This is a genomic window from Actinomadura craniellae (assembly GCF_003289645.1).
Lineage (GTDB): Bacteria > Actinomycetota > Actinomycetes > Streptosporangiales > Streptosporangiaceae > Actinomadura_D > Actinomadura_D craniellae.
On the sequence record NZ_QLYX01000017.1, the window covers coordinates 51,549 to 65,514 of the forward strand.

The 13,966-nt window shown below is 71.3% G+C and carries 11 protein-coding genes; 3 read left to right on the forward strand and 8 right to left on the reverse strand.

Annotated elements, in window-relative coordinates:
• Positions 1-64 precede the first annotated feature (64 nt).
• The 4 genes from mug to DPM19_RS28930 form a co-directional block, all read right to left on the reverse strand.
• Positions 65-634 (reverse strand): G/U mismatch-specific DNA glycosylase, encoded by a 570-nt coding sequence (gene mug / locus DPM19_RS28915; protein WP_111871225.1) that lies wholly within the window; start codon positions 632-634, stop codon positions 65-67.
• Positions 635-804: 170 nt separating this feature from the next.
• Positions 805-1,524, reverse strand: coding sequence for a sulfite exporter TauE/SafE family protein (locus DPM19_RS28920; RefSeq protein ID WP_111871226.1), 720 nt, complete (start codon positions 1,522-1,524; stop codon positions 805-807).
• A 126-nt stretch (positions 1,525-1,650) separates the two neighbouring features.
• A complete protein-coding gene (locus DPM19_RS28925; RefSeq protein ID WP_111871227.1) occupies positions 1,651-2,121 on the reverse strand; it encodes a DUF1707 SHOCT-like domain-containing protein in 471 nt (156 codons plus the stop codon).
• Positions 2,118-2,810 (reverse strand): PadR family transcriptional regulator, encoded by a 693-nt coding sequence (locus tag DPM19_RS28930; RefSeq protein WP_233510869.1) that lies wholly within the window; start codon positions 2,808-2,810, stop codon positions 2,118-2,120. Before DPM19_RS28930 ends, DPM19_RS28925 begins: the two co-directional genes overlap by 4 nt.
• Positions 2,811-3,019: 209 nt before the next feature.
• Between DPM19_RS28930 and DPM19_RS28935 the strand changes: the two genes are divergently transcribed.
• Both DPM19_RS28935 and DPM19_RS28940 read left to right on the forward strand, forming a co-directional pair.
• On the forward strand, positions 3,020-5,290 hold the full coding sequence (locus DPM19_RS28935) for an esterase-like activity of phytase family protein (RefSeq protein ID WP_111871228.1): 2,271 nt from the start codon (positions 3,020-3,022) through the stop codon (positions 5,288-5,290).
• A gap of 292 nt (positions 5,291-5,582) precedes the next feature.
• The gene (locus DPM19_RS28940; protein ID WP_111871229.1) at positions 5,583-8,351 is read left to right on the forward strand and encodes an aconitate hydratase; all 2,769 of its coding nucleotides are present in this window, start codon (positions 5,583-5,585) and stop codon (positions 8,349-8,351) included.
• 4 nt (positions 8,352-8,355) lie between these two features.
• Here DPM19_RS28940 and DPM19_RS28945 read toward each other — a convergent pair whose 3' ends face one another.
• Together DPM19_RS28945 and idi are read right to left on the reverse strand one after the other, a co-directional pair.
• The gene (locus DPM19_RS28945; protein ID WP_111871230.1) at positions 8,356-8,814 is read right to left on the reverse strand and encodes an ASCH domain-containing protein; all 459 of its coding nucleotides are present in this window, start codon (positions 8,812-8,814) and stop codon (positions 8,356-8,358) included.
• A gap of 687 nt (positions 8,815-9,501) precedes the next feature.
• Positions 9,502-10,074 (reverse strand): isopentenyl-diphosphate Delta-isomerase, encoded by a 573-nt coding sequence (gene idi / locus DPM19_RS28950; protein ID WP_111871231.1) that lies wholly within the window; start codon positions 10,072-10,074, stop codon positions 9,502-9,504.
• A gap of 151 nt (positions 10,075-10,225) precedes the next feature.
• Between idi and dxs the strand changes: the two genes are divergently transcribed.
• Complete coding sequence (dxs, locus tag DPM19_RS28955) at positions 10,226-12,139, forward strand: 1-deoxy-D-xylulose-5-phosphate synthase (protein ID WP_111871232.1); 1,914 nt, start codon at positions 10,226-10,228, stop codon at positions 12,137-12,139.
• Here the strand turns inward: dxs and DPM19_RS28960 are convergent, their stop codons facing one another.
• Both DPM19_RS28960 and DPM19_RS28965 read right to left on the reverse strand, forming a co-directional pair.
• Complete coding sequence (locus tag DPM19_RS28960) at positions 12,140-12,499, reverse strand: hypothetical protein (protein WP_111871233.1); 360 nt, start codon at positions 12,497-12,499, stop codon at positions 12,140-12,142.
• A 70-nt stretch (positions 12,500-12,569) separates the two neighbouring features.
• The gene (locus DPM19_RS28965; RefSeq protein WP_111871234.1) at positions 12,570-13,931 is read right to left on the reverse strand and encodes an FAD-dependent oxidoreductase; all 1,362 of its coding nucleotides are present in this window, start codon (positions 13,929-13,931) and stop codon (positions 12,570-12,572) included.
• Positions 13,932-13,966 lie beyond the last annotated feature (35 nt).

Below are 13,966 nucleotides of genomic sequence, written 5' to 3' on the forward strand. Positions count from 1 at the left end.
CGAACACGCCTGAACCGGCCCGGACTGGGGAGAGCGGACTCCTGCCGTGCCCCGAGACGCCCCGTCAGGCCACGAGGTCGGTGGCGGCTTCGCGCAGTCGGGTGAACTCGGCGACGATGCGGTCGAGGGGCCAGCCGGCGTTGAGGCCGCTGGGATTGGGCAGCACCCACAGGCGGGACGGGCCGAGCGGCTCATCCTGGGGGCCGATCTGGGCCTTCCGGTGACCGAAGGCGGTGCGGTAGGCCGTCACCCCGGCGATCGCGACGTACGCCGGGCGGTGCAGTCCGGCCAGGGCGGTGAGGCGGGCGTGGCCCGCGCGCAGTTCCTCGTCGGTGAGTTCGTCGGCGCGGGCGGTGGCGCGCGAGGCCAGGTTGGTGATGCCCAGGCCGAGGCCGGGGAGCAGGTGCTGTTCGGCGGGGGAGAGCAGCCGGTCGGTGAAGCCCGACCGGTACAGGGCCGGCCAGAACCGGTTGCCGGGCCGGGCGAAGTGGTACCCGGTGGCGGCCGAGTACAGCCCGGGGTTGATCCCGCTGAACAGTACGGTCAGCGGCTCCCCGTCCGCGGGCAGGACGTCGTCGATCAGCTGGTTCCGGGCCGCCGCCAGTTCCGCCCCGGTCGGTCCGCATCGCGCCACCCCGTCATTCTCCCAGGTTGTTCCGGTGGGTGGTCTTCACAGCGTGTTGTGGATTCCCGGGCTGTTCCGTGGGGTGGTTTTCACGTCGTGCTGCGGATGCCCAGGCCGTTCCGGTGGGGTGGTCTTCACGGCATGCAGTGGATTTCCGGGCTGTTCTCACGGGACGGCTTTCACAGCATGTTGCGGATGATCAGGACGAGGGCGGAGGTGGCGGTGACGGCGAGGATCGCGCCGCGGGTGTGGTCGCGGTCGAGGTAGCGGCGGAACGGGCCGGAGACGGCGAACCCGGCGATGACGAACGGGGTGAGCGCCAGCCCACCGGCCACCTGCCGGGCCGGCAACTCGTCCACGGCGGCCAGGGTGAGTACCGAGAGCAGCGCGCCCACAGTGAAGAAGATCGACAGGGTGGCGCGCACCCGGGGGCCGCTCTCCCGCTGGTAGAGCAGGGCGATCGGTGGTCCGCCGATCGAGGTGGCGGTGCCCGCCGCCCCGGCCATCAGCCCGGCGCCGATCAGCGTGCCCCGGTTGCGCGGTACCCGCGCGGAGAGGCCGGTGACGGCGACCGCCACCAGCACCATGGCGCCGACCGCCAGCCCCAGGGCGCGGTCGGGCAGGGTCGCGACGACCCAGATGCCCGCGGGGGTTCCGGCCAGCCGGCCGACGAACGCCCAGCGCAACCCGGCCCAGTCGGCCTCGCGGGCCTCCCCGGCCAGGACGAGCAGGGGCAGTACGGCGGCGGCGATCAGCAGTGAGCCGGGCATCATCTCGGGGAACAGCAGGGTCACCACGGGCGCGGCGACGAGCCCGAGACCCAGCCCCACCCCGCTCTGCACGATCGCCCCGGCCGTTGCCGCGAGCCCTGCCACCAGCAGGAAATTGATCCATGACATGGCGGACCTACCGTAGTAAGTCCGCCATATCTGGCATATCGCGGGGTTGGGAGTGCGGTGGGCGACGGATCCGCTGCCGGGACCGGGAGGCGGCGGTGGCCCCGGCTGGCGGGCGGAGGGGCGGGGTCAGGAGTGTTTGCGACGCCGGGCGTGGGAGAAGACGGCGGCCGCGACCATCAGCACGAGGACGACCTGGACGGCGACGACCAGCGCCTCCAGCCCGCCCGCCACCAGGGCGATCAGCAGGATCAGGAGAAGTGGCCCGCCCGGAAAGCGGTGCCGGTGCCCGGGGTGCCCGGGATGGCGGCGCCGGTGAGGTGTGGAGCCGGCGTCGGAGAGCCCGTGCGGCTCCGGCAGGTCCCGGGTGATCTGGCGCAGGTCACCGCGGGTCTTGGCGGTCAGTGCCGCCTCCAGCCGCTCGTCCAGTTCCGGCGCGGTGAGGCGGCCGAGGCCGAAGTGCTCGTGCAGGGCGGAGGCCACCGCGTCGCGCTCGGCGTCACCGATGCGCAACTCGTCGGCGGCGGCCTCCGCGCCGATCAACCTGCGGACCGCGTGCGGCCCCGCCCATACCGGAGGGCCGCCCTGCCAGTGGTTCATGAGGTCTCCTCGGCGTCGTCGTCGGCCAGGATCCGGTAGAGCCGGCGCCGGGTGTCGGCGAGGACCTTCGCGGCCTCGGCCCGCTGCTCGGCCGTGCCGGCCTGGGCGACCTGGAAGATCGCGGCACCGGTCTGCGCGGCGACCTTGAACAGGTCCTGGTACTCCCCGGCGTCCGGCGGGGTCATGGCGTTCCAGGGGGCGTCGAGGTCGCTGAGGTGCTCGTCGACGTAGGCCCGGCCCGCCTCGGTGAGGTGGAAGTCCTTGCGCCCGCCCTCCTCCACGGCCTCGATCAGGCCCTCGTCGGCGAGTTGCTGGAGCGCCGGGTAGACCGCGCCGGGACTGGGCCGCCAGGCCCCGCCGCTGCGCTCTTCGATCTCCTGGATGAGCTGGTAGCCGTTGAACGGCCGTTCGGCGAGCAGTACCAGCGCGGCCGCCCGCACGTTCCCCTTCTTGGCCCGGGGCGGCGACTGGCCCCAGAACCCCTTGGCCCAGGGGCCGGGCCCGCCGAATCCCGGTCCGCCGAAACCGAAGCCGGACCCGCCGAAACCGGGCCCGCCGTGCCGGGTGCGGGGGCCGCACCGGTCGCCGGCCGGCGAGCCCGAGGAGCCGGCCGCGGCCCTGGCCAGCTTGGCGGCCATGGCCGCGGCGCCCATCGCCCACCTGATGTCGTCGTGGTGTGACCTTCCCATGGTCGTACCGCCTTCTGCGATCTTCGAAGATATGACAACGATATATCGATAACGGCGAACCGCTCGGATATGTTCCCGTAGCGCGCCGAAGTCCCTCCGACCTGCGTTTCTTCATCATCCGGACATCTATGGGCAACCTTCGCGACCGGGTCGACTCTCCGGGCAGTGCCAGGTTCGACCCGTTTCATCTGCACCGGAACGGAGTTTCCATGGAGTCACGCTCCCGTCGGGTCGGCCTGGCCGCCGCGGCCATCACCATCGGGCTGACCGGCCTGGGCACCGCGACGCCGGCCTCGGCCGACCGGCAGGCCCTCTTCGAGCGGCTGGCCACCTACCCGGTCTTCCAGAACCGCCCCGCCGGAACGCCCGCCGAGGACGAGACCGTCGCCGAGATCAGCACGGTCAGCGAGGACGGCCGGACGCTGATCTACACCGACGCGCCGGGCGGGCGCGTCGGCTTCCTCGACATCTCCGACCCGAAGCGGCCGCGCGGGAAGGGAACGATCCAGCTCGGCGCCGGCGAGGAACCCACCTCGGTGGCGGTGGTTGGCCCGTACGTCCTGGTCGTGGTCGACACCAGCCCGAGTTTCACCGCGCCGTCGGGCCGGGTGGACGTGATCCGGATCGCCGACCGGGTGAAGGTCCGCAGCCTGGACCTCGGCGGCCAGCCCGACTCGATCGCGGTGAGCGGCGACCGCCGGTACGCCGCGATCGTCATCGAGAACGAGCGCGACGAGGAGGCGACCCCGCCCGGTGGCGACGAGGGCGACCTGCCGCAGGCCCCGGGCGGCCTGCTGCGGATCCTCGACCTGACCGGCAGGAGCCCGGCCTCCTGGGGGCTGCGCACGGTGCCGTTCACCGGCTCCGGCGGCGCCGCGCTGCCGTCGTTCGTCCAGGCCGGCCTGGACACCCCGCAGGACCCCGAGCCCGAGTACGTCACCATCAACGACGACAACCGCGCCGCGGTGACGCTCCAGGAGAACAACGGGATCGCGATCGTCGACCTGCGCACCGGGCGGATCGAGCGGGTCTTCTCGGCGGGCAAGGTGACCGTCACCGGCATCGACATCGACAACGACGGCTCCTACGACCCCACTGGGAAGATCGAGGACACCCCCCGCGAGCCCGACGCCATCGCCTGGATCGACCGGCACACCCTGGCCACCGCCAACGAGGGCGACTGGAAGGGCGGCACCCGGGGCTGGACGGTCTTCAGCGACACCGGCCGGGTGCTGTGGGACGCGGGCAACTCCTTCGAGCACCTCGCGGCGCGGTACGGCCACTTCAACGACGACCGGGCCGACAACAAGGGCACCGAGCCCGAGGGCCTGGCCGTCGCGACCTTCAAGGGCCGGCGGTACGCGTTCGTCGGCTCCGAGCGGTCCAACTTCGTCGCCGTGTACGACGTCTCCCGGCCCACCCGGCCGGAGTTCGTGCAGTTCCTGCCGACCAACGCGGGGCCCGAGGGGCTGCTGCCGGTGCCGTCCCGGGGCCTGCTCCTGGTCTCCAGCGAGAACGACGACGCCTCGATCGGGATGCGCGCGGGCGTCCAGGCGTTCGGCCTGGGCCGGCCGGAGGTGCCCGGCCTGGTGGCGCGGGACCCGATCGGCTGGGGCGCGCTGTCGGGGCTGTCCCCGGTGCCCGGCGACAGGCGTGGCCTGTACGCGGTGTCGGACGCCGTTTTCACCCCGACCCGGATCTTCCGGATCGACACCGGACGGACCCCGGCCATGATCACCCGCACCCTGACCGTCACCCGAAACGGCACCCCGGCCGGGTACGACATCGAGGGGATCATCGCCCGGCCGCACGGGGGCTTCTGGCTGGCCGCCGAGGGCGACGCTGCGGCGGAGAACCCGCTGGCCACGCGGAATCTGCTGGTCCTGCTGGACGACCGTGGAGCCGTCCGGCAGGAGGTCCCGCTGCCCGCCGACATCGCCGCCAAGGTCGGCAAGCAGGGATTGGAGGGGGTCACCGTCACCGGCACCGGCAAGGACGAGGAGGTCTGGACGATCCTGCAGCGTGCGCTGCCCGGCGACCCCGCCGACGTGGTGCGGATCGGCCGCTACCGCCCGGCGACCGGCACCTGGGCCTGGTACGGCTACACGCTGGAGAAGTCGGCCTCCGCCGCGAACTGGAACGGCGTGTCGGAACTGGTCGTGGTCGGCGACCGGCTCGCGGTGGTCGAGCGGGACAAGGCGAGCGGTACCGACGCCGCGCACAAGAAGATCTACTCCGTTCCGCTGCCCGGCGGGACGCCCGCCCCGGGCACCCTGCCGGTCCTGCCCAAGCGGCTGGTCCGCGACCTGCTGCCGGACCTGCGGGGCTTCGGCGGCCACGTGCAGGAGAAGGTCGAGGGCCTGGCCGTCGCCGGCGACGGCCGCGTCTGGGTGGTCACCGACAACGACGGGTTCGTGGACGCCACCGGCGAGACCGTCTTCTACTCGCCGGGCACCGCGCGCGGCCTCTTCGGCCGCTGAGCCGCCGGCCCACCTGGGGCGCGGGTCCCGCGCCCCAGGTGGGGGTCGCCCCCCGGCGACAAGTAGCTTGATATCAAGATAAATCGGCTAAGCTTGTCCCCGGGGGAAAAGGTGCGGAAGTTAGGCTGCCCTGGGTCACGGAGAGATCCCCGGCTAGGGCAGGATTCATGGGGAATGACCTACCGCGCCGGACCCTGCGGTGCGCCCCGACGCGCACCTTGCCGGCAGCCATACGCGCCCAGATGAATAGTGCCGCGCCGCGCCCCCCGGCGCGGTGTGCTGAGGAGGAGTCGTGTCCGCGAACAGCTTCGGCAGCCGTAACACGCTGCGAGTAGGCGACAAGTCGTACGAGATCTACCGGCTGGACGCCGTCGAGGGCGCGGCCCGTCTCCCGTACAGCCTGAAGGTGCTGCTGGAGAACCTGCTGCGCACCGAGGACGGCGCCAACGTCACCGCCGACCACATCCGCGCGCTGGCCGGCTGGGACCCGGGCGCCCAGCCCAGCCGGGAGATCCAGTTCACCCCCGCCCGGGTGATCATGCAGGACTTCACCGGCGTCCCCTGCGTGGTGGACCTGGCCACCATGCGCGAGGCCGTCCGCGACCTGGGCGGCGACCCGTCCCGGATCAACCCGCTGGCCCCGGCCGAGATGGTCATCGACCACTCGGTGATCGTCGACTACTTCGGCCGTCCCGACGCGTTCGAGCGCAACGTGAACGTCGAGTACGAGCGCAACCGGGAGCGCTACCAGTTCCTGCGGTGGGGCCAGACCGCGTTCGACGAGTTCAAGGTCGTCCCGCCGGGCACCGGCATCGTCCACCAGGTCAACATCGAGCACCTGGCCCGGGTGGTCTTCGACCGCGACGGGGTGGCCTACCCCGACACCTGCGTCGGCACCGACTCGCACACCACCATGGAGAACGGCATCGGCGTCCTGGGCTGGGGCGTCGGCGGCATCGAGGCCGAGGCGGCCATGCTCGGCCAGCCGATCTCGATGCTCATCCCGCGGGTGGTCGGCTTCAAGCTGACCGGCGAGTCGCCGGCCGGCACCACCGCCACCGACCTGGTGCTGACCATCACCGAGATGCTGCGCGAGCACGGCGTGGTCGGCAAGTTCGTGGAGTTCTACGGCGAGGGCGTGGCCGCGCTGCCGCTGGCCAACCGGGCCACCATCGGCAACATGAGCCCCGAGTTCGGCTCCACCTGCGCGATCTTCCCGATCGACGGCGAGACCCTCAAGTACCTGCGGCTCACCGGCCGCAGCGACGAGCAGATCGCGCTGGTCGAGGCGTACGCCAAGGAGCAGGGCATGTGGCTGGACCCGGCCGCCGAGCCGGAGTTCTCCGAGTACCTCGAACTCGACCTGTCCACGGTCGTCCCGTCGCTGGCCGGGCCCAAGCGCCCGCAGGACCGCATCGCGCTGTCGGAGGCCAAGGAGACCTGGCGGCGCGACGTCCGCACCTACGCGCCGAGCGTCCTGAGCCCGGCGGACGAGGCGTCCGACGAGTCGTTCCCCGCCTCGGACTCCCCGGCCATCTCCCACGGCGGCGCCGGTGACAAGCCCCGCGACCACGGCACCAACGGCGGCGGCCGCCCGCACAACCCGGTCCAGGTGACGCTGGAGGACGGCACCACGTTCGAGCTCGACCACGGGCACGTCGCGGTCGCCGCGATCACCTCCTGCACCAACACCTCCAACCCGTACGTGATGGTCGGCGCCGCGCTGCTCGCCAAGAAGGCGGTGGAGCGGGGCCTGACCCGCAAGCCGTGGGTCAAGACCTCGATGGCGCCCGGCTCCCAGGTGGTCACCGACTACTACGAGCGGGCGGGCCTGACCCCCTACCTCGACAAGCTCGGCTACAACCTGGTCGGCTACGGCTGCACCACCTGCATCGGCAACACCGGCCCGCTGCAGCCGGAGATCTCCCAGGCCGTGAACGACAACGACCTCGCGGTCACCGCGGTGCTGTCGGGCAACCGGAACTTCGAGGGCCGCATCAGCCCCGACGTGAAGATGAACTACCTGGCGTCGCCGCCGCTGGTGGTCGCCTACGCGCTGGCCGGCACGATGGACATCGACATCCTCAACGACCCGATCGCCGAGGGCGCCGACGGCGAGCCGGTCTACCTGCGCGACATCTGGCCGTCGCAGGAGGAGGTCGCCGAGATCGTCGAGTCCTCCATCGGCCAGGAGATGTTCACCAAGAACTACGCGGACGTGTTCAAGGGCGACGAGCGCTGGCAGGGCCTCGACATCCCCACCGGCGACACCTTCGAGTGGGACCCGGCCTCCACCTACGTCCGCAAGGCGCCCTACTTCGAGGGCATGGAGATGGAGCCCGCCCCGGTCACCGACATCCACGGCGCCCGGGTGCTGGCCAAGCTGGGCGACTCGGTGACCACCGACCACATCTCGCCGGCCGGCGCGATCAAGGTGGGCACGCCCGCCGCCCAGTACCTCGAAGGCCACGGCGTGGCCGTCAAGGACTTCAACTCCTACGGCTCGCGCCGCGGCAACCACGAGGTGATGATCCGCGGCACTTTCGCCAACATCCGGCTGCGCAACCAGCTGCTGGACGGCGTCGAGGGCGGCTACACCCGCGACTTCACCCAGGAGGACGCGCCGCAGGCGTTCATCTACGACGCGTCGGCCAACTACCAGGCCGCGGGCGTCCCCCTGGTGGTCATCGCGGGCAAGGAGTACGGCTCCGGGTCCTCCCGCGACTGGGCGGCCAAGGGCACCGCGCTGCTCGGCGTCCGCGCGGTCATCGCCGAGTCCTACGAGCGGATCCACCGCTCCAACCTGATCGGCATGGGCGTGCTGCCGCTGCAGTTCGCCGAGGGCGAGTCCGCGCAGTCGCTGGGTCTGACCGGTACTGAGACCTTCGACATCGTGGGTGTGGAGGAGCTCAACGCGGGCGGGACCCCGCGCGAGGTCACGGTCCGGGCCGATGGCCGGGAGTTCCGCGCCGTCGTCCGCATCGACACCCCGGGCGAGGCCGACTACTACCGCAACGGCGGCATCATGCAGTACGTGCTCCGCTCCCTGCTCCGCAAGTAGCGGCTCAGCGGGCCGGCGGGCCGTCCCCCAGCCGGGGGGCGGCCCGCTCGGCCGAGAGCATGGCGGTGACCTCGGTGACGAGGCTGGGCAGGGGCTGCCACAGGCCGAGCCGGCCGAGGGAGACGATGGGGCGGGGGAGCGCGCGGATGTCGGCGAGCCGCCAGTGGTGGGCGTCCCGGTCGGCCCAGGGGCCGCACCCGCACTCCTCGTCGCGCACGGCCGCCGAGCAGACGTCGGCGAGTTCGGCCACCGCGATCGCGGCGCCGATGGTGGCCAGCGGGTCCCGGACGTCCCAGCCGGCCGTGCGGATCAGCGGGGAGTCGCAGGAGTCGAGGTCGACGCGCATGGAGGCGTGGATCAGCAGTGTTCCGCGGTAGGCCGTGGGCAGGTTCTGGTTGGAGATCCTCTTGTGCCCGCGTGCGATGGCGAAGGCCCAGGGCTGCCGAACACTGATCGCCTGCACTTTGGTTGCCTCCCGAGTTCGCCCGAGTCACAGCCCCTCGACCGGAACGCTCAGGGAATTCTCCCTGGTATGCGTCGTCTTCGGGCCGTGATGTCGTGATCAGCGCGTCACCGTCAGGCAAACGTGGCCGCTGAGTAACGCCCATACCTGTGGACATGGACGTTGCCCGGTGGGTTACCGGTCTGTAAGGATGTTTCTAACATAAAAAGGGTGAAGGTAACCATAACCGATCTATCGCGACATCCCACACGGGTTCGGCCGGTGGATGTGTCGCGTGCCGGGGTTTCGATCATCCCGGCGCCCATCCTTGCACCGGCTTCCGGCCGGGGGGCGTCCCGGGGTGGGTCCTCCGGCCGCGGGCGGCCGGAGGCGCCGCCGTGCGGCGCACGGCGGGCTCCCGGCGGCCCGGTGGTGGTGAAACGCGTGCCGCCCATGCGTCTCCTCGGCGAATCGGGGACGCACGCCCGCGACCGGGTCGCGAGAGTGACGTATCACCGACTTATTCGGTTTACTATGAAATGTAAGAAAAGCGGAGTTCTTCTGGTTAATTTGGTGATGGATTTGTCATCTGGCCGCATGCGGCCAGGCCTGTTCGGATTCGCCGGGGTGTGGCAATTCCGGTGGCTTTCTTACCGCTTCATCACCAATGCGTCACCAGAGGGAACGCCCCGTTACCGGCGCGTTCCGTCACCAGGCGAGAGCAGGGGGCAACTGCGTGAGGTCGGCGGCCGGCCACTTCTCCGGCGGGCCCAGCGGCACCAACTGCTCCATCTGCATGCGGAACCAGGGCGAGGAGTCGGGGTGCCTGGTCAGCTCCCGGCACTCCTCCCAGGTGCGCCACTCGGCCGCCGCCACCTCGGCGGGGTTGGGCTGTGGCGATCCGACCGGCACGGCGCGCACCACCGGGCAGCGCTCGTGTTCGACGAGGCCGTCGGAGGCGGTCGCCCGGTAGTCGAACTCGGGCAAGACCAGGGTGAGCTCCTGCGCGCCCATGCCGAGCTCGGTCTCGACCCGGCGCTGCACGGCCTCCCGCAGCCCCTCGCCGGGCGCCGGATGCCCGCAGCAGCTGTTGGTCCACACGCCGGCGAAGCTGGGCTTGTCGAGCGCCCGCTGGGTGATCAGCACCCGGCCCCGGGCGTCGACGAGGTAGCAGGAGAAGGCCAGGTGGTAAGGGGTCTTCTCGTGGTGGCTCGTGGCCTTGGGCGCGGTGCCGATCGCTTCTCCGGCCGTGTTCAGCAGCACGATCTCCTCGGTGCGCATGAGACGGGGTACCCCCAATGGTCGGGTGCGGAGATTTCTGCCTGGGATCTTCGCAGAAGATTGGGACTGGCGCACTGGAGTTCAAGCGGGACTAAACTCGTGCCCATTGCACGTCAAGATGAAAAGCATCGCCATGAGGGGATGACGCGCGTTGAGCCTGCTGAAGTCGATCTCAGGTCCCGAGGACCTCAAACGACTGGATGCGACGCAGTTGCCAGAACTCGCAGGGGAGATTCGTGACTTCCTGGTCGAGTCGGTTTCCAAGACCGGAGGGCACCTCGGGCCGAACCTGGGTGCGGTGGAACTGACCATCGCCCTGCACCGGGTTTTCGCCTCGCCGCACGACAAGATCCTCTTCGACACCGGCCACCAGTCGTACGTGCACAAGCTGCTGACCGGCCGGCACGACTTCTCCGGGCTGCGCCAGCGCGGCGGGCTCTCGGGCTACCCCAGCCAGGCCGAGTCCGAGCACGACATCATCGAGAACTCGCACGCCTCCACCGCGCTGTCGTACGCCGACGGCCTGGCCAAGGCGTTCGAGTTGAGCGGCGAGACCGACCGCGCCGTCGTCGCCGTGGTCGGCGACGGGGCGCTGACCGGCGGCATGTGCTGGGAGGCGCTGAACAACATTGCGGCGGCCGACCGCTCGGTGATCATCATCGTCAACGACAACGGCCGTTCGTACTCCCCGACGATCGGCGGGCTGGCCAGCCACCTGGCCGACCTGCGCGTCACCCGCGGCTACGAGCGCGCACTCGACCTGATCAAGAAGACCGTCCCCCGGACCCCGGTGGTGGGTCCGGTCGCCTACGAGACCCTGCACGGGTTCAAGAAGGGCATCAAGGACATCCTCCAGCCGCAGGCCATGTTCGAGGACCTGGGCCTGAAGTACGTCGGCACCATCGACGGCCACGACACCGAGGCCGTCGAGCACGCCCTGCGCAAGGCCCGCGACTTCGGCGGCCCGGTGATCGTGCACTGCATCACCTCCAAGGGCCACGGCTACGAGCCCGCCGAGAACGACGAGGAAGACTGCATGCACGGCGGCGGGGCGTTCGACCCCGCCACCGGGAAGCAGCTGCCCAAGGGCGGCGGCCCCTCGTGGACCAAGGTCTTCAGCCAGGAGATGGTGGAACTCGGCGCCGAGCGGCCCGACGTGGTCGGCATCACCGCGGCCATGCTCTACCCGGTGGGGCTGGCCCCCTTCGCCGAGGCCTACCCCGACCGCATCTACGACGTCGGCATCGCCGAGCAGCACGCGGTGACCTCCGCCGCCGGGCTCGCCCTGGGCGGCGCGCACCCGGTGGTCGCGATCTACGCGACCTTCCTCAACCGCGCCTTCGACCAGGTGCTGATGGACGTCGCGCTGCACCGGCTGCCGGTCACGCTGGTCCTGGACCGTGCCGGGGTGACCGGTGACGACGGGGCCAGCCACAACGGCATGTGGGACCTGTCGATCCTGCAACTGGTACCCGGCATGCAGATCGCGGTGCCCCGCGACGGCACCCGGCTGCGCGAGCTGCTGCGCGAGTGCGTCGCGGTCTCCGACGGGCCGACGGCGCTGCGCTTCCCCAAAGGCCCGGCCATCGAGGACGTCGAGGCCATCGACCAGATCGGCGGCATGGACGTGCTGGCCCGGCACACCGGCGCCAACGGGGCCAGCGTGCTCGTCGTGGCGGCCGGTTCCATGGCGGCCCCGGCCGTCGAGGTGGCCGACCGGCTGTCGGCCCAGGGCATCGGGGTCACGGTCGTCGACCCCCGCTGGGTCAAGCCGCTGGACCCGGCGCTGGTCGAGGCCGCCCGGGAGCACCGGATGGTCGCCGTGGTCGAGGACAACGGCCGGGTGGGCGCGGTCGGCGACGCGGTGGCCCGGCTGCTGCGCGACGCCGAGGTCGACACCCCGGTGCGGACCTTCGGCATCCCGCAGGAGTTCCCCGACCACGCCAAGCGCGCCGAGTTGCTGGTCGACTTCGGGCTCACCCCGCAGTACCTGGCCCGCGACATCACCGAGGCGATCGCCCGGGTCACCCATGCCGAGCCGGTCACGGTGCAGACCTCGGACTGATCAGTTGACCTCCTGAGCGGAGATCAACCTCCAGTAGTGCGTGATGACGGGGGCGGGGCCGCCGATGTCGCGGCCGACGTAGGTCCATCGGCCCGACAGCCGCCACGACCGCCCCGCCCCGTCCCGCACGTACACCTGGAGCGGGAAGGCGGCGTCATGCGCCCGGCCCGGGCCGCCGCCGTCCTGCACCGTCGGGCCGCCCTCGCACCGGATGCCCAGCACCCTGGTCCCGGTGTCCTGGCGGCGCAGTCCGAGCGTCAGGTCGCGCACGAGCATGCCGACGTAGTCGGGCCCCAGCCAGCGCAGCCCGGGCAGCACGTCCAGGGGCGGAAATCCGTACACCTGAGGACCATCGGTCACAAGCGCACGTTAGCGCCACGATGTCCACTACGTCACGTGCTGTGGCCCTATGACCTCAGCCGTGGGTGTGCTATTGCGGGTGGCAGGCCGCCCGCATGGCCGCCCAGTGGCCGAGCTTGACCCGCTCGCCCCGCTGGAGCGAGCGGGCCAGCTCGATCTCGGCGGTGTCGAGGTTGAGCCAGTGGGCGTAGGTGACGATCGGGCCGCGGCCCTCAAGGAGCTCCTCGATCCGGCGGGCGGGCCGGGGTCGGCCCGCGCCGGTGGCCTCGACGTCGGCGAGCAGTGCCGTGACGGTTTCGGCGGCGTCGGACTTGTTGGTGCCGACGACCCCGGTCGGGCCGCGCTTGATCCATCCGGCCACGTACTCGCGCGGCACCGGCGTGCCCGCGGCGTCGAGCACCCGCCCGGCCGCGTTCGGTACCACGGAGGCGCGCTCGTCGAACGGCACCCCGGTGAGCGGGACGCTCCGGTAGCCGACCGAGCGGAGCACCAGCCCCACCGGCAGGGTCTCGTACGTGCCGGTGCCGGTGACCCGGCCGTTTTCGTCGAGCGCGGTCCGCTCCAGCCGCAGCCCGGCCACCCGGTCGGTGCCCTCGATCTCCACCGGCGCCCGCCAGAACCGGACGTCGATCCGGCGCGGCCGGTCGCCCGTCGGCGGTTCGGTCCAGCCGCGCAGCACCTTGAGGTTGCCGCGCACCAGCCGGTCGGTCTCGGCCAGTTCCGCGTCGGCGGGGGAGAGTTCCAGGTCCCCGGGGCTGACGTGGATCTCGGCGCCGGGCAGCACGCCCAGCTCGCGAGCTTCCTTGGTGGTGAACTTGGCCTGGGCCGGGCCGCGCCGTCCGACCAGGTGGATCCGGCGGACCTTGCTGCCCGCCAGCGCGTCGATCACGTGCTCGGGGATGTCGGTGTCGCGCAGTTCGTCGGCGGTCTTGGCCAGGATCCGCACCACGTCGACGGCGACGTTGCCGACGCCGATCACCGCGACCTCCTCGGCGGACAGGTCGAACGCGTGGTCGGCGGCGTCGGGGTGCCCGCAGTACCAGTTCACGAAGTCGGTGGCCGCGACGCTGCCGGGCAGGTCCTCACCGGGCACGCCGAGCCGCCGGTCGACCATCGCGCCGGTGCTGTAGATCACCGCGTCGTAGCAGTCGAGCAACTCCTCGCGGGTGATGTCGTCGCCCAGCTCCACGCAGCCCAGGAACCGCACCGAGGGGTGTTCCAGCACCTGCTGCAGGTAGCGCGCGATGGACTTGATCGACTTGTGGTCCGGCGCCACGCCGTAGCGGACCAGGCCGTATGGGGTGGGGAGGCGGTCGATGACATCGACCTCCACCGTCCCGCCGGCCTGCTTGACCAGCGCCTCGGCCGCGTACAACCCGGCAGGACCGGAACCGACCACCGCGACGCGTACAGGATCTGCCATGCGGGCCATTCTGCCTATCCGATGGGGAAATGAGTACCGTGGGG

Bases quoted from the DNA above. Each gene is read 5' to 3' on its own strand.
- DPM19_RS28925 (WP_111871227.1), bottom strand. From the start codon at position 2,121: ATGAACCACTGGCAGGGCGGCCCTCCGGTATGGGCGGGGCCGCACGCG.
- DPM19_RS28965 (WP_111871234.1), bottom strand. From the start codon at position 13,931: ATGGCCCGCATGGCAGATCCTGTACGCGTCGCGGTGGTCGGTTCCGGT.
- idi (WP_111871231.1), bottom strand. From the start codon at position 10,074: ATGCGCACCGAGGAGATCGTGCTGCTGAACACGGCCGGAGAAGCGATC.
- DPM19_RS28935 (WP_111871228.1), top strand. From the start codon at position 3,020: ATGGAGTCACGCTCCCGTCGGGTCGGCCTGGCCGCCGCGGCCATCACC.
- DPM19_RS28920 (WP_111871226.1), bottom strand. From the start codon at position 1,524: ATGTCATGGATCAATTTCCTGCTGGTGGCAGGGCTCGCGGCAACGGCC.
- DPM19_RS28930 (WP_233510869.1), bottom strand. From the start codon at position 2,810: ATGGGAAGGTCACACCACGACGACATCAGGTGGGCGATGGGCGCCGCG.